Here is a 26,371-nt window from a genome sequence, read left to right on the forward strand (position 1 = left end):
AATTTTAATTGTAACCACTCCTAAATATAGTTTTTATTAAACAATTTACTATAATTAGTAGATTGATCTTGATGTTAGCAATATAGTTTCTATTACTCTATTACTTTCCTTCTTGTTCTAAAGTAAATGACAATACCAGTTGCAAGAGCTAAAAGACCAATTAGTAAATAGTTATATACGGAAGTAGCTGTATTCGGTAATTTATCACTGCTTTTACCACTAGATTCTTTTGCGTCTTCAGTTTTTCCCTCTTCTTTATCTTCTGTTCCTGGTTCTTCAGTTCCTGGCTCCTCTGTCCCTGGTTCTTCAGTTCCTGGCTCCTCTGTTCCTGGTTCCTCTGTCCCTGGTTCTTCAGTTCCTGGTTCCTCTGTCCCTGGTTCCTCTGTCCCTGGTTCCTCTGTCCCTGGTTCTTCAGTTCCTGGCTCTTCTGCCTCAGCGTCTATCTTTTTAACCAGAACATTGTCAATAAATACATCATGTCCTTCTCCTGGTGTTAATCCATCAGCATCTTTCCCTAAAGCAAAACCAAATTTGGCCCCAGGGTCAGAAAGTTCTGTCATTTCAAATGTGTAGGTAAAAGTTTCTAATGAGTCTGTTAATGATGCTGTTTGATCAAAATATCCTGTCCAATTGTCATCTTCTTCACCATTATGTTGAATTTGCACACGTAATGGTCGATCAACAGTTGATTTTGCATCAAAAGAAACCTCATAGGTAGCATCTTGTTCCATTTCGATTCCATTTTGAAATAATTGAATATTCCAATCGGCAGTGCCTATATCAGAAATAGCTGCTTTAGCTTGTCCCTCTTCATTCACATCAAAATTTGCTTTACCAGGATTAAATGCTTCTGCTCTCCAATTTGCTAGTCCATCAAAGATGCCGTTTTTAACAAGGTTCCCTTCCATCTGCTCTAATGGTAGTTTCTTCAAAAATACATTATCAATGTAGACATCATTCTCATTACCACCAATGTTAAATTGCAGTTCTGAGTTATTATCAGTTAAACCATTCATATTAAAATCTACCGTATATTCATCTGTAGTTGGTGTTAACTTGATCGTTTCTTCATGAACTACTTCAGAATTAGAGTTTGTAAAAGCTACTTGAATATCTCTTTCAGTTTCTGAACTTGCATCAAAAGTTAATTGATGTTCTCTACCATTTTCTAAACTAAATCCGCTTTGAGTTAACTGTACAGAATTAACATTGTTACCGCCATTGGTAATTAATGCATCAAATCTCCGTTCATTTACTGCACTTCCTATATATTTAGTTGCATCTGCCGTTTCATCGGTGTTGAATTCCCAATATCCCATTCTATCAGTACCCTGATCAAAAGTACCATTATAGATGTAGTTTCCAGTTGGAAGTGGGCCCCTTACTGTTTCTGAAGGATCAACAGCTTCGGGATCCGCAATTTTTTCTAATCTAACATCGTCAAATGAGATACTACTATCGTTTTGCCCCATATTGAATTCATATCGGGCTTTAAGATCAGTTGCATGATCCATCGTAAATTCAAATTGATAATCTTCCCAAGAATCAATAATAGTTATTGGGTCTTGATCAGCATAATCCACCCAACTTCGATCTCCATCTGCACCTATTTTCACTTTTAACGGTCTTTCAGTCTCTGCTTTTGCTTTAAAGGAAGCTTTATATCTAGCTCCTTCTATAAGATGTATTGGGGCTTGAAGTAACTGGACTCCGTGTTCAACATTACCACCTGAATCAATTTGTACATCCATCACACCATCATTCACAGCAAGATTGGCGCTAGCCCCTCCAGCCTGTGAGTATGTCCAATAATCAGAATACTGAATCCCTTCTATTCCTTCAATTTCAGGGTCATCACTGTCGAAGCTCCCGTTATATACGTAGTTACCATCTGCTAGTGGTGCTCTTCCTTCACGTTCCTCTGTGCTTTCAGGTTTTTCATGTACTGGGTATTCATCTTTCTCGTAAACTCTCACATAATCGACTGCCATTTGTTGTGGAAATACAGTTGTTTCATCTGGATTCCCTGGCCATCCCCCACCAACTGATATGTTCAAAATTAAAAAGAAATCTTGATCAAATGGGGCTGGATAAGTATAGGCATCTGCATTTTCATCATGTTTAGTGAACCAGTCATTTGCAGTATGGTACAAATGATCATCGATATACCACCTAATTTCCCCTGGCTCCCATTCGATGCTGTATACATAATAATCATCAGCAAAAGTTTGTCCCTCCGGTAATCTATACGTTCCTTGAATTTGTTGATGTGGTTTACCGTAATGTACAGTTCCATGGATTTCGTCAGGTTCATGACCTAACAATTCCATAATATCGATTTCTCCACTTACTGGCCATGTGCCATAAAAGCCTTCATCAGGCATCATCCAAATTGCTGGCCAAATCCCTTGCCCTGTCGGCATTTTTGCTTTCACTTCCACTTTACCATAAGTCCATTCTTGCTTCCCTCGAGTAATTAATTTAGCGGAAGAGTAGTTATATATTTGACCATCTTCTTCTTCAATTTCTTCTTCCCTTGCTTCAAGAATAAGAGACCCATCTTCAATAAAAGCGTTATTTTCTGTATACGATTGTATTTCACCGTTCCATCTACCATTTGTAGGAACATCATAACTCCAATTTTCCATATTTATCTCATTGCCATCAAATTCATCGGACCATACCAATTCCCAATCTTGTGAATCCTGACTTGAATCCTGTTCTAGATTATCAACAGCGGAAACATTGCCTATAAAGGTAAAATTGGAACTAATAAGAATAACTGCTAGTAAAACAAAGACCATTTTTTTAAAATTCATAATTAACCTAGCCTCCAAATAATTTATTAATGTATAGTGTTACAGATTGTATTTAAGCATCACCTCCTTTATATAGAGCACTTACCCGCCAATTTTAACTTTGGACAACATTGACCATCTGAATAATATGCAATCTATCAAAGATGATCCGTTTAATAGCTACATGAACTAAAAATGTCAATTAATTAGAGCTTCATTACTTGACGTTCCATAACAGCTATTCATTTTACGTCAGGAAAGTATATTTCTCCGATAAGGTTATCGAATGGGCTTGGTCACTAACACCAATTACTAACGCGCGTTAGTAATTGAGTAAAAAAAACACTATTAACTCTGTTATGTAATATCTAAGATGTTTGCTAAACCTTGTCATTTGTTTATTAGCAATAATGGAATACGCTTTCAATAATGATGTTAAACTATAATTTTATAAAATTCAATCATTTTTTCTTAAAATAATTGCCTGCGTTTTTAACTTAATAGACTTTCTCACTTCTCACAGGTCCCGGACTCTTCGTCTGGTTCCCCGATGACGAAAATAATTTGTTGAGTTATCGAGTTTGCGGACTTATTGTGCCGTTCAGCTAACGTTGGCCACTATAAACGTCGCGCAGTTCATTTCCCGCTCCCCTTAATATCAACACACCTACGCGAACGGCACGCAAACATGCTCAGCAGTGCAAGAACGGTCGCCTTGTTTCCTCGCCACCATAAATTCTTTAATAAGAATCTGGAAACCTTAAAACAAAAATAGTAATGGTTAGATATATCTAGTAAACGAGATATATCATGGTAACTTATTCGTTATATAGAATTAAATCAGCTTAAATCACGTTTTCCTTTTATCTTTGTTCGTTATAAAATAAGATTATATTCTATTTAAAGAACAATTGACTGGATTTTTCACATCATAATGTTCTTTAGCACTTATTCAATAGGAGGGATTTTAGGTATGCCGTACTATAACTTGAAACGGATTTGGACACCACTGGAGTTTTTCGGAATCAAACTTTTAAAGGATCAAGTAAGCAAGCAATATTTCAAGAAAAGCTCTACAGGTCCATTAACAAAAATTTTTCAATCAAAGTCATTATAATTATTAAATTCATACCATGTCAGGGCATAGCTCGGAACGGAATATCAATTTTGAAAAGACATTTTAGTTCTCAATTTTCACAAGAAAAATCATTACTTCAGAAATGGTAATGCTTTTTCCTTTTTGAAAACTCAGGTTGACTTACTAGTTTTAGAGTTTTTTAGGTTTTAGAAATTAATGAGCCCAAAAAAATCCCCTCGGTAAGCACGCAACTCACCAAGGGGGTTATCAATTAAACGATCTTTGTCCAGTCGGCACCAGTTTCATTATCCACTGAACAACGTTTATTACATATCATTGACCAGTCTAGTCATCAAAATTTACAACCTGAACTAGGAACTCATCCACTCGCATGAAACGAGAACTAGCAGATTCTACAGAAAAGGAAGCAAGAGAACCGTCCCTCCGCTTCCCCACCGAGATCAATTAGATAATGCGTACGGAAACAATGCCATCGATTTCTTTGATCTTTTTTTCTAAACCAGGAAGAGTTTCGCCATTGACTTTATTATCAATGTCAATCATCGTATACGCATAATCTCCACGGCTTCTGTTAACCATGTCTGCAATGTTTAACTTATAGTCTGATATTGCAGATGATAGTTGTCCTACCATGTTTGGAACATTACGATGGAAAACTGCAACGCGACGTTTTCCTGTGTATGGTAAAGAAGCATTTGGGAAGTTTACTGAGTTCTTAATATTGCCTGTTTCTAAATAATTCTTTACTTGGTAAGTCGCCATAATTGCACAATTTTCCTCCGCTTCATTCGTAGAAGCACCTAGATGAGGAATCGCAATTGCATTTTTCATCTTCAAGATATCTTCATTCGGGAAGTCGGTAATATACTTGCCAACCTTACCGTTTTCAAGTGCAACTGCAATATCTTTTTCATCAACGAGTCCATTACGAGAGAAGTTCAAAATATGAACGTCAGGCTTCAAGAAACTAATCGCCTTTTCATTGATAATCCCTTTCGTATCTTCCGTTAACGGAACGTGAATTGTGATGTAGTCAGATTTAGCAAACAATTCTTCGATCGCCATCGCACGGTGAACATTACGAGACAAGCTCCAAGCTATATCAACAGAGATAAACGGATCATATGCAATTACATCCATGTCTAAATCAAGCGCATCATTTGCTACAAGTGAACCGATAGCACCCAACCCAATAATACCAAGCGTTTTCCCTTTGATTTCTTTACCAACAAAATTTTTCTTGCCTGCTTCTATAAGTTTGGCCACTTCTTCGCCTTCACCTTCTAAAGTCTTAGCCCAAGCAATACCATCAAAAAGGTTACGTGATGAAGCGATTAATGTCGTAAGAACAAGTTCCTTTACAGCATTCGCATTAGCTCCTGGTGTATTAAAAACAACGATACCTTTTTCCGTACATTTATCAACTGGAATGTTGTTGACACCTGCACCGGCACGCGCAATTGCTTTTAAATTAGTGCCGAATTCCATAGAATGCATGTTAAAACTACGAACAGCAATAGCATCAGGATTTTCACTATCATTATCAATCGTATACTCAGCGTTTTTTAAAACATTTAGGCCACTTTCTGCAATATTATTTAGTGTTTTTATTGTTTTCGTGTTGTCCAAAATTTTTGTACTCATATCATTTCTCCTCTTTCTCTTCATATAATAGTTTCACTAGGTTGTTCAAAATCTCACATGAAAGAAAATAGATCCTACCTGATTATAAAAATAAGATTCCATTTTTTTGCAAAGGGCCGTTGCATCCTTCCTTGAAGAAATTCCTGTTATTCGTGGCCCTCATCAAATTATTAGTGTTTGACGTGACTTCCCTCCTTATTTAAACAGAAAGAGGCAAGGAAAATTTCCTTACCTCTGCCCAGGCGAACGGCTACTCGATAACTATGTGCTCCCTCACGGTTATCCGTGTTCGCCAGTTACACATAGTCTTTTCAATGACCTTATATTATCAAATTATCTGACAATCTTCAACCATAAAATTGTTTTCCATACACAAACGTTTGAAACATTCTGATTTTTTGTTAACTAGTAATTCTAGAGAACTCACCGTATATCAACCACACTCGTGCTTTAATACATAAACGTATCAATGATTTATCCCAAATTATTAAAAAACAATGTAAAAATTTACTTGCATATTGAAAGTACCGGAGGCCAAATGAAGCTTTCTCATAATATGTGCTTGCCATTCCTCGAGCTATGTGAACTCTCTGCACCTAGAAAACTGGTAGTCTAAAATAAAATTTGCTACCTACTCCTAGTTTACTATCTACTCCAACGTGACCACCGTGCTGCTCAACGATTCCTTTTACAATTGCTAAACCAAGACCACTTCCTTCAATATTCTCTTGCTTTTTATAAAAACGATGGAAGACATAATCGAGCTCACTATCGGCAATACCAATACCATTATCGCTAACTTCGACAACCACTTCAGACGACTGTTCGTCACTTACAATATAGCAATGAAGTGTAATCATGGTCTCGTCGTCCCGCGCATTGAATTTCATCGCATTTCCGACCAAATTTTGCATAACTTGCTTAATCCGCAACTTATCAATATTGACAAATACTTCTTTTCCTGCCACGTTTGTCTCCAACGTCTCTAACACAATCGAAATCAGCGGATCATTTATCTCATCTCGTAACGAGTGGTACAGATCCGTAACATATTCCTTCACCATCACTTTTTCTTTGTAAAAAGATAAATTATTTGATTCCAACTTTGATAAATCGAGTAAATCATTATTCAATTCTTGAATATAAGACAATTTGTCTAACAATTTTGGAATAACCCCTTGGGCATATATGTTCATTTCATCTTCTTTTATCATTTGCAAATACAGATGCATCCCTGCAATTGGTGTGCCGATATCGTGAGCAATATTAGCTACCAGCATTGTCCTCGTTTTCTGCAATTCGATTAATTCCTTATTTTTCTCCTGTAACTTTTCCGTTCTTTCAGCAATTTTCACTTCTAAAGTATAATTTAAATCGATTAATTCTTTCGTAAGTACGGCATTATTTTTTAACAAAAGAGCGTGTTTATTTGAAACAATCAAAGCTTGTAATAGGATAAATATGATAAACGATATTTCAAGCATATGAAAAAAATCAATTACCATAATATTCACAAGAGTATCATTTACCGCCGCCAAAACAATGATTAGCACCCCTATTAAATGTATATGTGCCCCTTCCCTTTTTCTAAGACTAGCTATCGTACCTACATAAAGCGTAAAATATAACATCATAAGTACCATAACCACCACCAAGTAAGGCAATGCACTCGTAAACATCTGTGATGACGTGGAGACTATAAATATCGTAACAATAATCGTAAGTATATAAGACAGCCACATCATAAAATCGTGGACTTCTTCAGGGAACAAATGCTTAATCGTTAATACCAAACAGATAAAAAAAGCGACGTTACAAAGATATTCAATTTGTATAATCGTTTCCCAACGAATAAATGGGAAAAGCATGGTGGCAAGAAATTCAGTATATACAAACGATCTAATACCGATAGCCAGTGCAGATAAAGCAAGAAATAGGATGACCAATTCATTCTTTCTCTTCGCAAAAATAATCAGATGATACAGGCCAATGAAAATAAATCCACCTATTATAACCAACGTAATAAATGTCCCGCTTAATATATCTGAAATAAGTACCTCAGGCTCTCCATACAAGATTTCACTACTTATCCCGCCTTCTCGAAAGGAATAATTTGACACCTGCAATACAATTTCAACGACCGATTCTTTTGGTTGAAAAAAAATAATGTTTCTCTGTATCTGCGGAATTTCTTCCTTATTATTTGTACCGACCGTCCCTAAACCATCATACTCTTCCCCATCAATCCAAACACGATAAGCACTTCCAACATAATATAAAGACAGCGTTTTATGCGTTTCAATATCGCTAATAGGAATCTGGAAATATGTTCGATACGTTCCATAACCACTACTCGTTAATGCATCTCCATTAACAGTTTGGTTTTTCCAAGAGCCAGGAACTTCTATATAAGAGGGTTCTGTTACTTCTACTTCCAAGTCCGTCGGAGTCAACAACTGCTGCCAGTAAAATTCCCACTCACCATCCAAAGCGAAAAACTCTCCTTGATTAGAGGGCGTATTATTAATCTCATTTCCAGTCTGTTCCACTTCCGAAAATAACATCGAATAAGCCGTAATACCTATAATAAACAAGGCAAATCCAATAATAAAATAAGCGCTTATTTTACCCATCTTGCCTTCGCCTCACTTGATAGATCGTATTTTACTTCTTTTTAAATAGTATACTATATGACACCCTTCTTAAGTTACACAAATAAATTTAATACCTATTTAATAGGTATTAAAATCCATATAATGCATCATAAAAGGGAAGCGCATGGAAGCGCATGGACGGTTCTTCTGCTTCCTGTTTGGGGAGTGATCGATTATAATTAGATAACTTAAAAAACTTATGATGGGGGCTTGCCTATGAAAAAAGTACTTGGTGTTGTCCTGTTATTGTTACTATTTATGCTGAGCGAACTTTATTTTTATGGCGACGAAGAAATATCAACGTTGAATGATTATGAAGAAAACGTCATAGAAGTATCGGATCCCACTGAGCTTGCAAACGAACCTGTCATCACAGATAATTTATCGTTTACTGCTGTTGAAATCGAAGGCTGTTCCCAAGAAAACATTTATCTTGAAGAAAAGGAATTCCAATATTATTCTTACACATGCGAAACAGAGGAACAATTAATACATCTTGGAAATGAATTAGTGACTGGACTCACTGCAGACGGAACAATATTCCTAACAGAAGAAGCGGAGGAAGACTATGACGAGGTCCTCTTAGACTATGGTTTTACAGACAAAGAGGAAGTATTGATTTGGTATGACGTCGATGAAAATACCCTGGTTGATTCGTACGATATGTCTGTTCCAAACTTTTTAGAAGATTACCAGATCGATAGAGAACAACACGAAAAAAATTGGGACCACTTCATTAAACTAATTCCACGAGAATATCGACTATCCGTTGTTGATTACACTGTTTTTGCCCACGATTACACACTAGGATATGTCGAACAATTCACTTACGAAGATGACTTGCCGACTGACTGGGGTTTCGCAATGAATGTAATTGATATCGAATCCGAAACTGAAAGAAGCGCTACGATCATCCATGAATTTGCCCACTTACTCACGTTGGGCGAAGATCAAGTCACCCCCTACGTTTCTGAAAAATCCTGTCAATTTCTATTATTAGATGAAGGATGCACGCAATCTGACTCCTACATCCAAGTGTTCTTTGATAAATTTTGGGTCGATATCCGCGATGAGGTAAACAGTCTTGCCAGTGATCCTGACATGTTATACGACTACTATTTAGACAACGAGGACAATTTCGTTAATGACTACGCAGCATCAAGTCTAGAAGAAGACATTGCTGAAAGCTTCACATATTTCGTTCTCCAACTTTTCCCAGATAACACTAATCGTGTTCAAGACGAAAAAATCTCATTTTTTTACGACTATCCAGAACTCGTTGAACTTCGCATCGAAATACTTTCCAGATTACAATCCATCATGGCATAACAAACCGAAGCAGAAGAACCGTCCCCGCGCTTCCTAGGAAGCGGAGGGACGGTTCTTCTGCTTCTTCTGCTTCCTAGGTCGGTTCTCGTTCTATGCACAAAACTTCAGAGTTATGCTGAAAAGCTGAAGTTAATCACGCTGCTTCACTTAAACAGATACAGGAGCTCTTTTGCAGTGTAAACTACCTTGTCTGGCTTGACGGTTGGTACGGTCACTGGTGCGTTTCTGTTGCGATGATTCATCCAAATCGCTTGCCAGCCAGCTTGTTTAGCACCGACAATATCATTCTCAAACGAATCGCCAATATAAACTGTTTTTGTTTTGTTTAGTAGGAGTTTGTTTTCAATGATTTGAAACACTTCTTTTGTCGGTTTCGCATGTCCAACACTGCCAGAAATAAATATGTGCTCTGCTGGAATCCATCTTGCTAGATTTAACTGCCTAATTTTCATCGATTGGTGGCCTTCCTCCCCATTGGTTAGAACAGCAAGTTGCTTGTTTTCTGCCAAGAGGAAATCTAATAATTGTTCCACCTCCTCATACAACGTTATTTTCTGTTGCTCAGCTAAATATGTAGCTTGGAATGCTATTGCCTTTTCGTCATTTACCTCGATATTAAATTTCTTAAAAGCCGCTGTCACTCGATATTTATGCATCTCTTCTAGCGATACCTCGCCTGCTAAATTCTTATCAAATAACGCATCACTGTGTTTGCGACTTTCTATGTAAATCTCCTCAATTTCCTCATCGGTAAAAGGTTCATCTACCAATTTCCTAAATGCATTTTTAAACGGCAAAACTTGATCGTATAACGTGTCATCTACGTCAAAAATAATCGTTTCCATTCTCATCACCTTCCTATACATTCCGCTATTATAACATAGCAAAACGAAAGGACGATTCTCGAGCTTCCGCGAAGTTTTGGAAGCATGAGAACCGTCCCTTAGCTTCCGCTTTCCTCTTGTTTCCCCAGAAAAATTGCAAGGATAAGGAATTTGCTATAGAATAGTGTTAATAATGTCATAATATTCTAGGAGAGTGATTGTATTGGAAAATCCCATTTGGTTATTTGTCATTGCTGCATACATAGCCGTGATAGGAATATTTATTGCGTATAAGCCAATAGTTGCATCATTTGAGAAACGAGTGCTAGATAAAGAAAGAGTCACCCAAGATAATTTCCAAAAAGAAGTAACTCGCTTTTTTATTAAAGTACCAATAATTGAAATTGTTCCGATATTTCTTGTTATTTTCGGCTTTATTCAGCTAGACGAGGTGCAAGGAACGGGACAATTTAGCGACGTGGTAGTTCCTTTTGCGTTAGTAATGGTTGTTTTATTGTTCACGATTGTTAAGGTGATTTCCATGCGGGGTAGAATCGCCTCCATTTCTGACATTGATAATCAATCAAAAAATTATATCAATACATTAACATTTATTAGTATATCCCTATTGAGTGCCTTGCCCATTATTTCCATTGTAGCAATGATTCTATTTGTATCTTAAAAATAGGATGGTCACTTCTAATAGATAAAATAAAAAGTCTATCTTTTTGGAAGATTGGAAGGGAATCATTCTAGTAGAGGTTTATGTTTACAAAATTAAAAGCCCATCATTTCCGTTATAATAATGGGAAATGATGGTTTTTTTAGGTGACGGAAAAGCTCCACTACTTCTTTTTTGCTGAAATAACTAAAAAGGTATGCTTTCTTTTCATTCTTCATAATTTCATTGTCTTCCATTCCTTCTCTTCTACACATTTAAAAGAGATGCTATAATTAAATAGCACCTCTTTGTTAATGTATGTTTTTCTAAGCTGGAATTAAAAAAATCCATCTACTACTTCCTACTTACATATGGATATATGGTAGGCTTGCAATTTTCATGATCCCTGGATCACTAATGAAAGACCCTGCACCCATTGTAATCACAACTGTCATTGCAACAAATAGAAGATATTTTTTCACATTCTCACCTCTCTCACACTCATTTTGTACACACTTATATTTTTACATTTATTGAAAATTTGTGTAATTTAGATCTGATATGTTCATGCGAGTTTACCCCCTATAAAACTACATGATTCCACAGAATACTCTATCAACTATAAAAATATTTATTTTTAGGTGGGATTATATGGAATTTCAAATTGGGAACAAAATTAAAGAACTACGAACCTTCTTCAAAATTTCTCAGTCAGAGCTGTCTAAAGGGATTTGTACGCAAGCTTTGATAAGTCAAATTGAAAGTGGCGAGACGATCCCAACATCTGAAATTCTATATAAAATTTCTACAAGACTTGGCACAGATATGAACTATTTCTTCACAATCACAAAAACACCTAGCCAGGATTACGCTAGGTTAGTGATAGAAGACCTTGATCAAGCAGTCAGACTTACCAACTATGAAGAAGTATTACGAATCGTTAAAGTAGAGAAAAAGAATCCATTATTTAAACATCCTCAATTACAGCAACTTCTATTATGGCGAGAAGCAATTTGCTCGTTTCAATTAAATCATGACTTGGCTAATGCCTTAAGACTGATTGATGAGGCTCTCTCTTTAACGGAATCTACGGGGAAAAACCTTTCTGAAGATAAAATGAAGATTTTGAACAGTAAAGCGATACTGCTTAGTCAATCGAACCAATCGAAAGAAGCTAATCGCATCATTGAACAGTTATTGAAAGAGATCCGAACGTCGCCACTGTTAAAAAAACCGAGAATCGCTATTAACATTTGTTACAATGGCAGTAAAACATCGATTTCGTTAGGCAAAGTCGAAGAAGCGATCAAACGTGCGGAACAAGGGATCAAGTTATGTTTGAAACATGAAGAATTGTATCTATTGGGAGAACTGTTTTATCAAAAGGGTGAATGTCTCTACCTTCAATCTGATAAGAAAATCGAAGCAGCGGTCAAACTAATGAAAGATGCTCTGTGGATATTTGGGCAAACGGAGAACAAACCTTTTTATGATTTAGTAGAAGCTGAAATTAACAAGATCCATGCCACAACGGATTAATACGATTTAGCCTTAAAAGATGCCGTGCTCTTCTTGTTCTCAGACTGCTAGAAGAGTTCCTCTTTTTTTTGTTAAAATTAGAAGTGGTTAAGCTTTCCTCTTGTTCTTCCTTTTTCCGTAGTCGGTGAAAGAGTTGTTTAAACTCTCTATGAAGCTCAGTATTCTTCGTTTCTTCCTTCTTACACAATTGGTCTGTTTTTTTATCAGATAACAAGAAATCCCTCTCCTTTTTCTCTGTAAAAAACTTAACTGTGTACCTGTGCACTCTGTTTACGCCCCTCTTCTCTATTAACCGCTTTCTACCTTATCATGCCATAATTTTTAATTTTTCGTATCCATCATATAACATCATCTGTGTTATTAAATATAGCACCTTATCGTTTGCACTCACATATGCGTAAGATGGTATAAGTATATTTATATTAACACGCCCCTCTGTAATAATTTTACATAAGAGGCGAGATAATAAGAATGTTATATCTATTTGCAACGTTTATGAAACCCGATATCAACTGCCACACACGGCATATCCTAAGAGGATATTAATTAAAACAAATGATCCCTTGATCTTTAATTTCATTTACTCTTGCATCTGCTATTCCACTTATTCTTGTCAAATCACTATATGAGTTAAACGGGGTACTTCTCATGTTAATAATTTGCTCGGCACGGTCAGGTCCAATTTGATGAATATTTTGTAATCTCAAACTCATTAGTGCCCCCCCCCCCCCATTCCGAATTTACGCATCCCTGATTACGACAATCTCAACACAACTCTACCATGGGATGTATAAAAACTCTGTCGAAGTTTGTAATTATTAACTGATTATTATGATAATTCTGTTTTTTATTATTAAGAGGGGAAGGAAGGTCCAAGTTTTCTATTCTCACAATCGTTTTAACAAAGCCAATAGGAATAAAGAAGTCTATCCACCGCTTAAACCGGTAAGCCAACTTCTTTTTGCTGTATTAATTTTGCTATATAATTTGGTTACTTTTCACGAAAGGCCAAGGAAGCAGGAGAACCGTCCCTCTGCTTCCTATTGAATATAAAGATATATTATACCTAGTGAATTTCGTTGTGATATTTAGTATTTTATAACTAGGTACAAATTCTTACCAGGAGATGATAAGAGTGTTTAGTAGAAGAAAAGAGATTGATGCAGGGCTCAGTACGCAAGAAAAGGATATGGTGAAAAGAAATTCGGCTGTTAATATTGCTTTAGCCATCGTTACTTCGTTAGTAGTGGTTGCGGTTTTGGCGTTCGAAATTTCTATCGATACATTAATAATATTATTTATTACATTACTCATTTGGCTACCTTTTCTATTTCTACATTTATCAAGAAGGTGGATCTTTCACATAAAATATATAGCAATTATAGGTAGTGCACTTTCAACCACTTTTTCAGTCATCACTGCACCCACTACAATGAATGTGATAACCGTTTTCTACCTAGTCATCTTAACTTTGATTTATATGGATATGAAATTATCAATAGGTATAAATATTTATGGTTTCTTAATCATCTGTTACATGTTGTTTTTCCAAGCAGATGTCTTAGCCCTTGAAGAAGGAGCGGAATTTACTTACATTATTTATTATCTACTTATTTCCGTCGTTACTTTCTCCTTATTAAAAGTATCAAACTACATGATTAAGCAAATTGAAGATTCTAGAAAAAAAGCGGAAGAACTATCAATAGAACAAGAAAACCAAAAGCAATCATTACTCCATCTTATTACGCAAGTTTCTGACAAAACAGAACACATTACGAAAAATAGTGAGGAAAGCAATCTAGCATTTAAAGAAATGAGTGCGGCTTTCCAGGAAATAGCAAACGGCTCAACTTCACAGAGTAATTCAACACAGAACATTAACGAATCCGTTTTAGGAATGAGTTCTAAATTGGATGAGATGGGAACAACGATGACGTCTCTTACTGACGAATCAGACAGTACGAAACAGCTATCCGAGACAGGTCAACAACAAATCAACGCTTTGACAGAAACGATTGGTGAGTTTAAAGCTGACATCGACGGAATGTCCGAAGAAATTAGTCAACTAATTGAAAACTTAAATGAAACGCACCAATTTAGTAATACGATCAAAGAGATCGCTAATCAAACGAACTTACTATCACTTAATGCTAGTATTGAAGCCGCTCGTGCTGGTGAACATGGAAAAGGCTTCTCCGTTGTTGCAAACGAAATCCGCAACCTGGCAGAAATGTCTACCGAGTCTGCCGAAAAAATATCCGAGCAGCTTAACACATTTTCACAACAGTCTGATCAGACGAGAAATAAAATGATACAAGTAGCAGAGCGCATGGCGGAAAGTCATAAAATAACGGAAGAAACAAACGATTCATTCACTTACATTAACAAGGCAATCATTAAATTAAATGATCTATCAGTTGCCAGCAACAAGTTGACACAATCTATTACAGATTCGGTTAAAACTATTAGTGGATCGACAGAAGAATTAGCCGCATTTAGTCAAGAATCAACGGCATCCATTGAGGAAGTAACAGCGACATTAGAAAACTGTTTAAATAGTAATACTGACGTATTAACCAACCTGAAGGAATTAGAAACAACGTTAAATAAAGACAACTAAAAAAAGAGCAACTTGTCTTTCGAGACGAGTTGCTCTTTTTTCTATAGGTGAGCTTGTGGACGGTTCGAGGGTACTAAAAAAGGATCTAGTGACCACCTTCAATATATGGTAAAATATAGTAATATTAATAGAATAAATTAAAACAAATTGGATATATAGCATTTGCATTTGATTTCCAGGAAATTTGTAAGACAATGATATTATTTAATGAGGAGGCCCTCTATTCATGAAGAGAAAGATAAGGGAATATTATAAAAGTCCAGTTGTAATTTTAACCGCATTAGTAATTGGTGCTCTATCTGGAGCTGCTTTAGGGGTAATAGCTTATTATCAGCAATGGCTCGGATAGGTTGAATTGGTTCGTTAAATAAGAAGGACATGACATATTAGTCATATGAAATATGTCATGTCCTTTAAATTTATCTATCTTTTTTTATTTAGGTGAATCAATTGCATAATTCATAGCCCTTGTCGCCCAAAAGATTAAAGAAATGAAAAAAGGTGTACCTCCCAAAATACGAATTAATCTTGATCTCTGATGTTGAAAACCTGGGAGATGCCTGCAGGAAAAGCAATGGCTGAAGATCCATCGGGGGATTTGTCCCCGATTAGCTGAAGCATTGCCTGCGGCAAGCGAGCATGGTTTTCAACTATCAACATTAGTTTTTACAGCACCAATTTTTCAATGATCATAGTGATATTCTCTACTTCTAACTTTTGTTCAGAAAATCCATTATGAAATTGACTCTGGTCTTGATAATTTTCGATTGCTTCCTCCGGTTGGCAAGGAGGAGGAAGCAGGAGAACCGTCCCTCCGCTTCTTATGTTTTTACGACTAGACGGGTGATGGCTTTTTCGATTTCTACGGCAATAAATACGACGGCACCGATGACGACGGGAATGACCCAATACTCTGCATCAATTGGCACTGTGCCTAAAATCGTATTCATAAATGGAACATACGTAATTCCAATTTGAACAACGATTAAAATACCTGAAACGAGAAAAGCTGTTTTATTTGCAAAGAAATCTTTATTAAGCGCAAAGTTACGCTCTGTTCGGCAATTAAATAAATGGAACAGTTGCGCTATCACTAATGCATGTAATGTCATCGTATTGACGACGCCTTGATCATATCCATCGGCAATCAAATTAGAGTTCATTAGTAATATCGCGCCACCTATTAACAAAGATACAAAGATAATCCTGAAAATATAGTAGTTACTTAATAATTTTGTATCTTTCGGGCGTGGCGGTCGATCCATTGAAGTGGCTTCCAGTCGTTCAAAGGCAAGTGCTAGGGAAATCGTTACCGACGTGATCATATTCACCCATAAGATTTGCACGGGTGTCAATGGCATCATCGTACCCAATAATATACTCGCAAAAATCAGAAACGCTTCCGCACCGTTTGTTGGTAAAATAAATAAAATCGTTTTTTTCAAGTTGTCGTATACTCTACGACCTTCACGAACGGCATTAAAAATTGTTTTAAAGTTATCATCCGCAAGAACCATTTGCGATGCATCTTTTGCTACTTCCGTTCCTTTTATACCCATAGCAATACCAATGTCTGCCCGCTTGAGAGCTGGAGCATCGTTGACCCCGTCACCAGTCATTGCGGTAACTAAATCATTCGCTTGTAAAGCTTGGACTAGCTTTAACTTATTTTCAGGGCTTGTCCGTGCAAAAATGTCATACTCAACTGCTGCATTTTGTAATTCTTCAAGTGACATGTCATCTAATTCGCGTCCTTCTAATGCTTTCTTGCCATCACCAATCCCCATTTGTTTTCCAATCGCCATCGCCGTTTCACGGTGATCACCAGTAATCATTTTAACTTGAATACCCGCATTCAAGCATTGACTAACCGCATCAATTGCTTCTTCACGCGGAGGATCGATAATACCAGCTAACCCTAAGAAAATTAATCCTGACGAAATATCTTCATGATTGAGATCTTGTTTTGCAGCATCGACTTTTTTCATAGCCGCTCCAATTAGACGTTCACCTTTTTTAGCATGCTCAACCATTTGCTCTTCCCAATATGAACGGTCTTGCTTTTCTTCTGCTGAAAAAGCCATTTCAAATAATCTATCCGGAGCACCTTTCACGTAAATGATTTTTTCGCCATCTACCTCAATGAGAGATGCCATGTATTTATAGGAAGAGTCAAACGGGATTTTTGCAATCGAATCATGTCGTTCAATCGGCTCTGCGGCTTTTTCGGCGAGTGTAATCAAACAGCCTTCTGTAGGTTCGCCATTGATAATCCACTGACCCTCATCATTTTTGCGTAAATACGTGTCATTGACCGTTTTCATGCATGTTAAAAACTGCAGCAACTTTCTATCCTCAGATGGTTTTTGTTCCTTACCATCGACTTGAATCGTGCCTTCAGGAGAGTACCCTGTTCCAGTTACGTCATACTCGACATCTTTCATTAACAGTGAAGTAACCGTCATTTCATTTTTTGTTAGTGTGCCGGTTTTATCAGAACATATCACGGAAACTGCGCCTAGTGTTTCCACGGAAGGCAACGTCCGCACGATCGCATTTTCTTTTGCCATTGTCTGAACACCAATCGCTAAAATGATCGAAAGGATTGCCGGAAGTCCCTCTGGTATTGCTGCTACTGCAAGGCCGATGACTGCGAGTAATAGTTCTGATGCTTCATAATCTTGCAAGAAGTATCCGTAAGCGAACATGGCTGCTGCTAAAAATAAAATAACGATCGAGATCATCTTGCCGAAATCGTCCGTTTGTTTTAGAAGCGGCGTTTTAATCTCCTCCACTTCGGACATCGATTGATTGATTTTACCGAGCTCTGTGTTTTCACCAATTTCGACAACAATTCCTTGTGCCGAACCTGTTGCAACTGCAGTGCCTGAGAAAATCATATTCGTACGATCGCCAAGCACTGTATCCCTTGGGAGGGCATCTGTCGCCTTCTCAACTGATGTTGACTCGCCTGTTAGTGGGGATTCTTCTACTTTAAAGTTTTCCGTACGAATTAAACGAATATCTGCCGGAATTTTGTCGCCTGCTTTGAGGGTAACAATATCCCCCACTACAAGGTCTTTAGCGGGAACCTCGATTCTTTCTCCTGCTCGAATAACATTTGCATTTGCAGAAAGCATGTTACGAATTCCTTCAAGAGCTTTTTCCGCTTTGTTCTCTTGTATGTATCCAATCGATGCATTGATAATTGCCACTAGTAAAATAACCGCCGTATCAATGTAATGACCTAGTAATAAGGTAATAATCGCAGCAGCGAAAAGCACATAAATGAGCACATCGTTAAAATGTTTGATAAATTTTTTCCACTCTGGCTCTTTTTCTGCTTCTGGCAGCTCGTTTTTGCCCCACTTCCGTGCCCGTTCATCTACCTCACCTTTTGATAGACCTAGTTTTTGATCCGTATTTAACTCCTCTATAATGTTGTCGACTTCTAAATGAAACCACTTCTTCGGCTCTGACATAACATATCCTCCTCCCACTTCTTTCTGTTAATCTGCTCATTTTTAGCTATGTAAATACTATAACACAACTGTAAAAAAGAGGAAGCGAAGGGACGGTTCTTCTGCTTCCTTCTTCTCCTCCTTCGAGGCACCTGCAAACAGACACCGAGCACAGAAGCTAAATAGAAAAAAGCCCAGCATTCCTCTCACTAATAGAGGTGTTGCCGGGCTAATAATGATAATCCCACATCATATACCATTCACCATCTTCCTTTACTGCATAGACGTTTTGATTGATTGAGAATTCTCCAAACTGACTTTGATACGTTTTCGTAACAGGAATCTCATATACATCTGTTAAAGGCTCCTGCTCTTCAGACATCTGCCAGTTTTTAATTTTTTTAGAATTTCCAACTTCAAGGTCATACGTATCTACATCAAAGTGGTCGACAAAAATGTGAGAGCGTTGGTTAATATATTTGCTTCTAGAAAACCGCTCTTTCATTTGAGGATGAAACAATTCATAAGAGTTCCAGAATTCCTGATCTTGTTCATATTGATAAAATTTATTAACTATTTTTTCTTCCGGACCGTGCGAAATAAATACGAAAATTATAATCATAATAAGAAAGCCTGCACCGCCCATAATCAGTAGTGGAGCATGATTCGGAAGCCGTCGCCGCCTCATCCTATTTCTCAACAAAGACCCTCCTCATCTTATCTGAGTGATTGAGCTTTGTACTACTCTATGTACAAGATGACGGACGTACCACTACGGACTAAAAAACTGTCCATTTGCATTCGCGAAATTCGAAAAAGGAAGTGAAAACACCCCTCACTTCCTCTTTGTTTCCAACTATGTGCCATGTACTTGCTAAACTCATGTATTATTACTTTCTTGTATATCTCCTTTTGCTACTATCTCACCGTAAACTTTACGGAGTTCATCTGCATTCTCCGGCCATTTTACCGGAATTTCCTCAACAATCATTTCTAGCGCATCAAGACAACGATGCCATCCCGCTGCCATAAAAACAGCCATCGACCGATCATCGAAAGTGTGTGTAAACTCCATTTTGCACCTATCTTCTTCATCTTCAGGGACCAATTCAATACGAAGTAAGTCTTATTCGAGGCGACAAAGCAAGCACCCCCTATTAATAAAGCTCGTGCTTATAACTTCCTTCTAACATTTCTTCCATCTCTTTTTCTCTAATTTTCGAACTCTTGACGTGGTCTGTCAAGATTTTTGCAGGAGATGGTAACTCTTCAGATGCTAACCAAGAATCAGTATTCCACAAATCCGAACGAATCAATGATTTGGCGCAATGGATAAAGCATTCCTCCACTTCAATCCCAATGCCTAATAACGGAACTTTCCCTTTTACTTCAGTAACCTCGAGCAAATTAGGGTCATTTACTACATATGCTTTTCCGTTCACCCTCAACGTCTCGCCTAACCCTGGAATAAGAAATAAGATTCCTATATGAGGATTGGTAATTATATTTTCGATAGAATCAACACGTCGATTACCAGGACGGTCTGGGATTAGTAAATGCTTCTCATCGATAACGTGGACGAAGCCAGGAGCATCCCCACGAGGAGAGACATCACAAAATCCGTTCTGATCAGATGAAGAAATTAGCAGAAAGGGAGACTTGGAGATAAAGTCTGTACAATGATCATCTATGTGGTCAATAGTCTTTCTTTTCACTAATTCCCCTGGGTACCCCAAAATATCTCTCAACTCTTTAACCGATGATACCGTACTTCCGAAAGGATTATTATTCATATCACTACGCTCCTCATTTCATATTGATATTGCTTATTCTAAACTAAATTCCTCTTTTAAAGATTATCGTATGCTGTCTTAGTAACTGCGGCTTTAACCCACGAAAGTCCGCCAACGGGGAATAAAGCAACGGCGCACTTAATTTTAACACTGTTTTTATTGGATAAAAATTATTCGTCCTCTATTCACCTAAATTATTTAAAAGCAAACCGCTTCAAACCTCACATACGTGTATTATTAGAAAAACTTGGCTTGTCGCCAAGTCCTTCATGGCGAAACCCCTTAGTTTATCTTATACTTTAATCCCTTAGCGAAGTTAAACATTCATAAAGTATAAAAAAACGAGCCCCTAAAAAAATTTGGGAACTCGCTTCATTACCAATCGTTTAAACTGTTTCGTTTTCTTTTCTTTTTCTAGTTATAAATAGAGTCAATCCTGCGGCAAACATCATAAGCCCGACAATCAAACCGTTATATATCCCGGTGTTTGTGTCTGGAAGATTGCCATCACCCTTGCTATCACCTTTACTTTCATTTTTGCTTGCACCATTACTTCCACTCTTATCTTTGTCTTTACTTGACTCCTTCTTGCCATCCTCATCCTTATCATCTGTAGATTTTTCACCGTCTCCACTTCCACCCGGCGAAGTTACTGGATCTTCTTCCTCTTCTCCTTCACCCGGTGGCGTCACTGGATCTTCTTCCTCTCCTCCTTCACCCGGTGGCGTCACTGGATCCTCTTCCTCTCCTCCTTCACCCGGTGGCGTCACTGGATCCTCTTCCTCTCCTCCTTCACCCGGTGGCGTCACTGGATCCTCTTCCTCTCCTCCTTCACCCGGTGGCGTCACTGAATCCTCTTCCTCTCCTCCTTCACCCGGTGGCGTCACTGGATCCTCTTCCTCTATTCCCATATAGCTATTGTAAACTTCCCACAGATCACCCCAAACGATCTCACCCTCGTCGTTTCTGTTAACCGATACGATGTTTCCAGCGTCGTCATAAATAAACAAAGCCTCCATGCTTTCAAGAATTTCCTCAGACAACAAGTCCCCTGAAGCATTTTCAGACTGTCCTGATTGGAACAAGTAATTTATATCCGAAGCTAATTCCGCTGGATAACTATCATTTTCGTCCGCTATCCCGTCTGTCCGGTAAGAAGCAAACCCATCCATCATAAAGTCAGTTTCAATATGGTTGTACGTCGTCAAACTCAAGTTTGCGCCGTCATTGTTCCAACCAATATTACTGTTCGCGATTACCCCCGGATTACTATTACTTGTGAACCCATAGGCACCATTGCCAAATGCAATGCTGTTTTCAATCACATGTGGCACATGGACACCCTCTCCACCAAGTTTAAATCCATTTTTCCCCGCATTCCCTACATAACCACTCGATAACGTCCCATTGTTAAACGCAATACTGTTCCTGATTGTGACAGGACCTATCGCACCAGTCCCAACCTTCGTATACAAATCCCAACCATCATCAATGTTGTTATGCGAAATGTTGCCATCAAACACATTCCCAACACCAACCGTTAGTTTTGCCGCAAAACCATCAGCATTGTTTTCCGCCGGGTCTCGGTTGTCATAAGAAACACTGTGCAAAATCAAATTGTGCGATGGCCACTTAGCTTTATCGTTTTCAGAAGTGTCCGTGCGACTAATTTGCAATCCCGTATCACCGTGTTCATAGAGCACGACATTTTCAATAATATTGTGACTCCCGCCAATCGTATAACCTTTCGTATTTCCGGCCGAACGGGCAAAGTCAATTCCTTTAACATGCCAATAGTTCCCACTATGAACGACACCTTCAGAGCGTTTATCAAAATCAATCAACGGACGTTCCGAAGCGTCTGGATCAGCAACCAAATACTTCATCGCTTCTTCCGTACCATCATTGAATTTCTTTATCTCAATTTTAGCATCACGGACGTAAGTACCTTCCATCACATAAATCGTTTGTCCCGGCTTAACGTAATCAATCGCCGTATCAATCGTTAACGGATCCTCTTTCGTACCATCACCAGCGCTTGTCCCTGTTGGTGACACATAAATATCAGCACCACCTTCTCCAAACGTTTTCATCGACACTGTCACGTTATGAACGATTTTATCGTACGACGTTAACAATTGCGTATCATCTGGCAAAAACGTTGTACTAAAGTTCGTATCACTATTCGGTAAAAGCGTCGCAGCTATTTCAACCAGCTCCCCTGCTTTCACCTCTTGATCGCGCGCAATCGTATCATGACCTTGTTTCACTGTCACTACACCATCGACATTTGCTTTAAGCATCAATGTATAATCTTCGAGCGACGTTTTACCTAAAGAAACATATTCAAAATCAGGTGTCACAGGTTCCATCGGCGGCTCCACTTTCGGAGCATCCGTCTCGCTTGCCGTGACATCAAACACAATATCACTTACCTCAATCGTTGCTAATCGCGCCGTATAAAATCCGACATATACTTTATCATCTTGCACATTCAACAGTTCTGGCTCAAAAAATATCGCACCATCCCCATCATTTAGTTTCCCGATATAACCACTGTTCGTTTTTTCAAGTGTCAAACGGTATTCCTCCGCAGGATACGTATTATCTATCGAAGGCCTCACATCGTGTAACATCTGCTTTTGAATCCCTTCGCTACCTTCCCCATCAGAAGCCAATACTCCCGTTCGGACAAATGCTTGCGTGCCATTGTCATCACGAGTACCACCACTAAAGCCTCCTACTGCAGCAATATTCGAAGCAAACACCCCAGCATCATTAGCTGGACCTAACGCATCTCTCGCCATAATCCCAAACGATTCCTGACCATCGTGCGGCGTCTTCGCATAATCGGTCACCTTCACATTTGCCGATAACGTAAAATTGTCCTCCGTCGCATCAATTTCCGTGTAGTAGAAAGAAATACCATCATGGTCCCCAGTAATTTTCCCACCACCTTCTAGCGCAACAATTTCAACCGTACCATCATCCCGAACATCGATCGTATTGTTCGCATCCGACGTCGATTGTCCGAAACGAATCGTTTTCCAGTCAACCTCCGTCTCATCTCTCACTGTTACCTGATACGTAATCGCATCAATACTCACATCGTCCGGAACAACATCAATACCATACGTTCCACTTTCCGAAGCATCAAATCCAGACGAATCAATCGTATAAGCATCCGTCGCCAACACTTCTAGATCACCATTATCATAAACTTCCGAAACAACTAACCCATCACTTTCAAACGCATCATTCACATAAAACGTCGTTTTCGGATAATCGGTCACTTCAATCCCTTCAAGCTCCCTCTCCTTGACTCGCACAGTTAACACGACTTCCTCACCTTTATGCGAAATCGTCAACGCTTGACTCTCATCCGGCACAGACGAATCAAAATTAGAAACAGCATACTCGTCTGCCATCAACCTCACTTCCGCCCCATCGCTATATATTGCATAGACAGACATACCCGAAAGATCCAATTCATCTCCTAAAAAATAGAGTGTCTTTGTCGGTGCACGCCGAAGTTCTATCTCCGTTAGATTCGCTTCTTTCACAACGATAGTAAAAGTAGTCGTCACATCCTCTGTTTCAGTTGATCTCACAGTGACAGTTTCCGGTCCTCCATTTTCAAAGATAAACCCTTCGTCCGTCACGTCTTCCCCTGCAATCGAAAAACGATAAAGATCTTCCGTTAATTCAGCAAAGGCAAACCCGTGATTATATTCCGCTATCACAACAAACCCTTGCGGATCAAATGTATCCCCTTTATAATAATCCGTTTTCGCAGGGAAATACTTGATTTGTAAATCCGTCACATCCAAAGATTCAATATCTAAAACGACCGTCGCTGTTTTTCCATTATAGTTAAGAGTAATAGTGTTTTCGCCAACTTCACTACTGTCAAAACCAGTAACGATATAATCGCCTTCAGAAAGCACTTGTTCACTACCGTCACTAAACACAGCTGTGACATTCAATCCTGTTAAATCAAGATCTTCACCAACTAAATACGACGTTTTCATATCCGTAGCATCCACTTGTAAGTCAGCAACCGTTCTTGCATCTACGTCAATATCGAAGTCACTGAATGTCACCGCTGCCCCCCTCGCAACATATAGCCCAACGAAAATCTCATCCATAAACGTGTCTTCCAGATGGATTGGATCACTTTCTACTCCATTTGAAGATACGACATACATGTCGCCTGACTTTCTAATAGACAAATCGTACACTTCATCTGTTGCCGGATCACGACTCCCAGCAAAAGTATCGAGTTTCGTTAAACTAGCTTTTTTATAAAAGCCCTTCATCACTTGATCTAACGCACCTACCGATACATAATTCGCTTCATGACCACCGGAGTCACCGTGGCCTCCGATTTGATCTCGAACCATTAAACCGAACGAGACTTGATTATTTGCTGTGAAACTATGAACCTTCGCTTTCGCATGAATTTCAAAGTTTGCATTAGCTGATAGTCCTTTATGATAGAAAGAAATTCCGTCTTCAGAACTAGAAATCTTTCCACCAGACGCTTCGATAAAAACAGATCCGTCTTCATTTAATGTTGGATCTGTGTTTCGAATCGGATCACTCACAATACTTGTGTTTGATCCAAAAGCACTAAAATCCCAATCGCCAAGTTCCACCTGACCATCGATCTGTAAATTGATATCACTATAAGTAACTGTCACATTTCTCGAAGCAAAAAGCCCCGCATAATTCATTTCCCCATCGTAATCTACCAGTTGTTGCGTTTCACCATTTACTTTTAATTGATAAATATCGCCAACTTTTCGAATACTAAGCTGATACTCTTCCCCACTAGCAGGAACGGTCGTGTTAAAGTCCAATTCATCAGGGTATTGGTACCCACCATCTGCATACTTATAAAAACCCCTGACATCTTGACGAATCCCACCTACGGCAACATAATCACCAGTGAAATTCCCATCACGTTCATTCATCAAAATATTGCTTCTCAACATTATTCCGAATCCGACTTGATTATTTGCATCAATCGAATCGACATGTGCCGTCGCCGTCATTTCATAGTTTTCATCCGGATCGACTTGTTTAAAATAGTAAGCTAGTCCCTCATTTCCGCTCGCCATTTTGCCTCTATTATTTGAGACACGCATCGTCACCGAAGCATCTTCATGTTCGGTAATTTCATAGTTTTCATAATTAATGTCGTCTGTCCCTGTATCCCCCATCACACTGCCTTGCCAGTCGCTAGAAATATCAATCATGCTTGGTTCTTCTACTTCCGCTTCTTCGTCTGTATCAACAGCCAAAACGGGTACCGCTGAACTAGGAAATAGTAATAGAAAAATCATCATCACTGCAAAAATACGCTTATGCTTAAAGTTCATTGATCAAAAACCTCCTCAGTAAATTGAAAGCAACAAAATAAACCACGCACCTAACAAGCGAATCTAGTCTAGCACCCTCCTTTTCTATTAATGGAAACATCTGAAGAACTCTATGTAGTGAAATCTTAGCTGGAATTTTTACTGATGTATGTGAGGTGTCTATGATGTCCTAGAGAGCGAGTGTAATAACAACGTTGTTATTTAACTCAATACATTTTGTGAGGTCGATATTTTCACGCCCTTATCAATAACAACGTTGTTACCCACCGTTATTGTAATCGCTTCCAAATATGTTGTCAATAGGAAGTGAGAAGCAAAAATTTACGAAAAGCAGAGAAAGCGCGGGGACGGTTCTTCCGCTTCCTAGGAAGCGGAAGAACCGTCCCCGCGCTTTCCTTCAACTACCTAAATTATTAGATGTTATCTGAATTATGTGGTATCCTCCTCAGATATTTGCTGTGTTAAATTATATATTGTAAGCGATTTCAAGTTGCTGATGGATCGAAATCGAAATGATTATTGAATAAGGGGCTTGAAACTATTATATTAAATGGAGGGTGTTAAA

The 26,371-nt window shown here is 38.4% G+C and carries 15 protein-coding genes and 1 riboswitch; of the genes, 5 read left to right on the forward strand and 10 right to left on the reverse strand.

Annotated elements, in window-relative coordinates:
* Positions 1 to 92: 92 nt before the first annotated feature.
* The 3 genes from ACM26V_RS14700 to ACM26V_RS14710 form a co-directional block, all read right to left on the reverse strand.
* Positions 93 to 2,819: a carbohydrate binding domain-containing protein gene (locus tag ACM26V_RS14700; protein WP_416147472.1), complete on the reverse strand. Its 2,727-nt coding sequence runs from the start codon at positions 2,817 to 2,819 to the stop codon at positions 93 to 95.
* Positions 2,820 to 4,341: 1,522 nt separating this feature from the next.
* Positions 4,342 to 5,541: a phosphoglycerate dehydrogenase gene (locus ACM26V_RS14705; protein WP_416147473.1), complete on the reverse strand. Its 1,200-nt coding sequence runs from the start codon at positions 5,539 to 5,541 to the stop codon at positions 4,342 to 4,344.
* 229 nt (positions 5,542 to 5,770) lie between these two features.
* A riboswitch (ZMP/ZTP riboswitch) is annotated at positions 5,771 to 5,851 on the reverse strand.
* A 286-nt stretch (positions 5,852 to 6,137) separates the two neighbouring features.
* Complete coding sequence (locus tag ACM26V_RS14710) at positions 6,138 to 8,174, reverse strand: ATP-binding protein (protein WP_416147475.1); 2,037 nt, start codon at positions 8,172 to 8,174, stop codon at positions 6,138 to 6,140.
* Positions 8,175 to 8,411: 237 nt separating this feature from the next.
* Between ACM26V_RS14710 and ACM26V_RS14715 the strand changes: the two genes are divergently transcribed.
* Positions 8,412 to 9,524, forward strand: coding sequence for a hypothetical protein (locus ACM26V_RS14715; RefSeq protein ID WP_416147476.1), 1,113 nt, complete (start codon positions 8,412 to 8,414; stop codon positions 9,522 to 9,524).
* Positions 9,525 to 9,667: 143 nt separating this feature from the next.
* Here the strand turns inward: ACM26V_RS14715 and ACM26V_RS14720 are convergent, their stop codons facing one another.
* Positions 9,668 to 10,369, reverse strand: a complete 702-nt coding sequence (locus ACM26V_RS14720) for an HAD family hydrolase (RefSeq protein ID WP_416147477.1) — start codon at positions 10,367 to 10,369, stop codon at positions 9,668 to 9,670.
* Positions 10,370 to 10,571: 202 nt separating this feature from the next.
* On the opposite strand from ACM26V_RS14720, the gene ACM26V_RS14725 reads away from it, so the two are divergent.
* Together ACM26V_RS14725 and ACM26V_RS14730 are read left to right on the forward strand one after the other, a co-directional pair.
* Positions 10,572 to 11,030 carry a hypothetical protein gene (locus ACM26V_RS14725; RefSeq protein WP_416147478.1) on the forward strand — a complete coding sequence of 153 codons (459 nt, stop codon included), beginning with the start codon at positions 10,572 to 10,574 and terminating at the stop codon, positions 11,028 to 11,030.
* A gap of 630 nt (positions 11,031 to 11,660) precedes the next feature.
* Positions 11,661 to 12,548, forward strand: coding sequence for a helix-turn-helix domain-containing protein (locus ACM26V_RS14730; protein WP_416147479.1), 888 nt, complete (start codon positions 11,661 to 11,663; stop codon positions 12,546 to 12,548).
* Positions 12,549 to 13,090: 542 nt separating this feature from the next.
* Here ACM26V_RS14730 and ACM26V_RS14735 read toward each other — a convergent pair.
* Complete coding sequence (locus ACM26V_RS14735; protein WP_416147480.1) at positions 13,091 to 13,261, reverse strand: hypothetical protein; 171 nt, start codon at positions 13,259 to 13,261, stop codon at positions 13,091 to 13,093.
* Between the two features lie 422 nt (positions 13,262 to 13,683).
* On the opposite strand from ACM26V_RS14735, the gene ACM26V_RS14740 reads away from it, so the two are divergent.
* Both ACM26V_RS14740 and ACM26V_RS14745 read left to right on the forward strand, forming a co-directional pair.
* Positions 13,684 to 15,168, forward strand: coding sequence for a methyl-accepting chemotaxis protein (locus ACM26V_RS14740; protein ID WP_416147481.1), 1,485 nt, complete (start codon positions 13,684 to 13,686; stop codon positions 15,166 to 15,168).
* Positions 15,169 to 15,394: 226 nt separating this feature from the next.
* Positions 15,395 to 15,517, forward strand: coding sequence for a hypothetical protein (locus tag ACM26V_RS14745; RefSeq protein WP_416147482.1), 123 nt, complete (start codon positions 15,395 to 15,397; stop codon positions 15,515 to 15,517).
* 472 nt (positions 15,518 to 15,989) lie between these two features.
* Here the strand turns inward: ACM26V_RS14745 and ACM26V_RS14750 are convergent, their stop codons facing one another.
* The 5 genes from ACM26V_RS14750 to ACM26V_RS14770 form a co-directional block, all read right to left on the reverse strand.
* Entirely contained in the window at positions 15,990 to 18,650 is a 2,661-nt protein-coding gene (locus ACM26V_RS14750; RefSeq protein WP_416147484.1) for a cation-transporting P-type ATPase, read from the reverse strand.
* Positions 18,651 to 18,858: 208 nt separating this feature from the next.
* Positions 18,859 to 19,329 (reverse strand): hypothetical protein, encoded by a 471-nt coding sequence (locus ACM26V_RS14755; protein WP_416147485.1) that lies wholly within the window; start codon positions 19,327 to 19,329, stop codon positions 18,859 to 18,861.
* Between the two features lie 180 nt (positions 19,330 to 19,509).
* Positions 19,510 to 19,704, reverse strand: coding sequence for a hypothetical protein (locus ACM26V_RS14760; RefSeq protein WP_416147486.1), 195 nt, complete (start codon positions 19,702 to 19,704; stop codon positions 19,510 to 19,512).
* An 82-nt stretch (positions 19,705 to 19,786) separates the two neighbouring features.
* Positions 19,787 to 20,422, reverse strand: coding sequence for a pyridoxamine 5'-phosphate oxidase family protein (locus tag ACM26V_RS14765; RefSeq protein WP_416147487.1), 636 nt, complete (start codon positions 20,420 to 20,422; stop codon positions 19,787 to 19,789).
* Between the two features lie 386 nt (positions 20,423 to 20,808).
* Positions 20,809 to 25,806 (reverse strand): bacterial Ig-like domain-containing protein, encoded by a 4,998-nt coding sequence (locus ACM26V_RS14770; protein WP_416147488.1) that lies wholly within the window; start codon positions 25,804 to 25,806, stop codon positions 20,809 to 20,811.
* Between the last annotated feature and the right edge of the window lie 565 nt (positions 25,807 to 26,371).

Origin of the sequence: Salipaludibacillus sp. HK11 (assembly GCF_047795645.1) — a bacterium.
Lineage (GTDB): Bacteria > Bacillota > Bacilli > Bacillales > Salisediminibacteriaceae > Salipaludibacillus.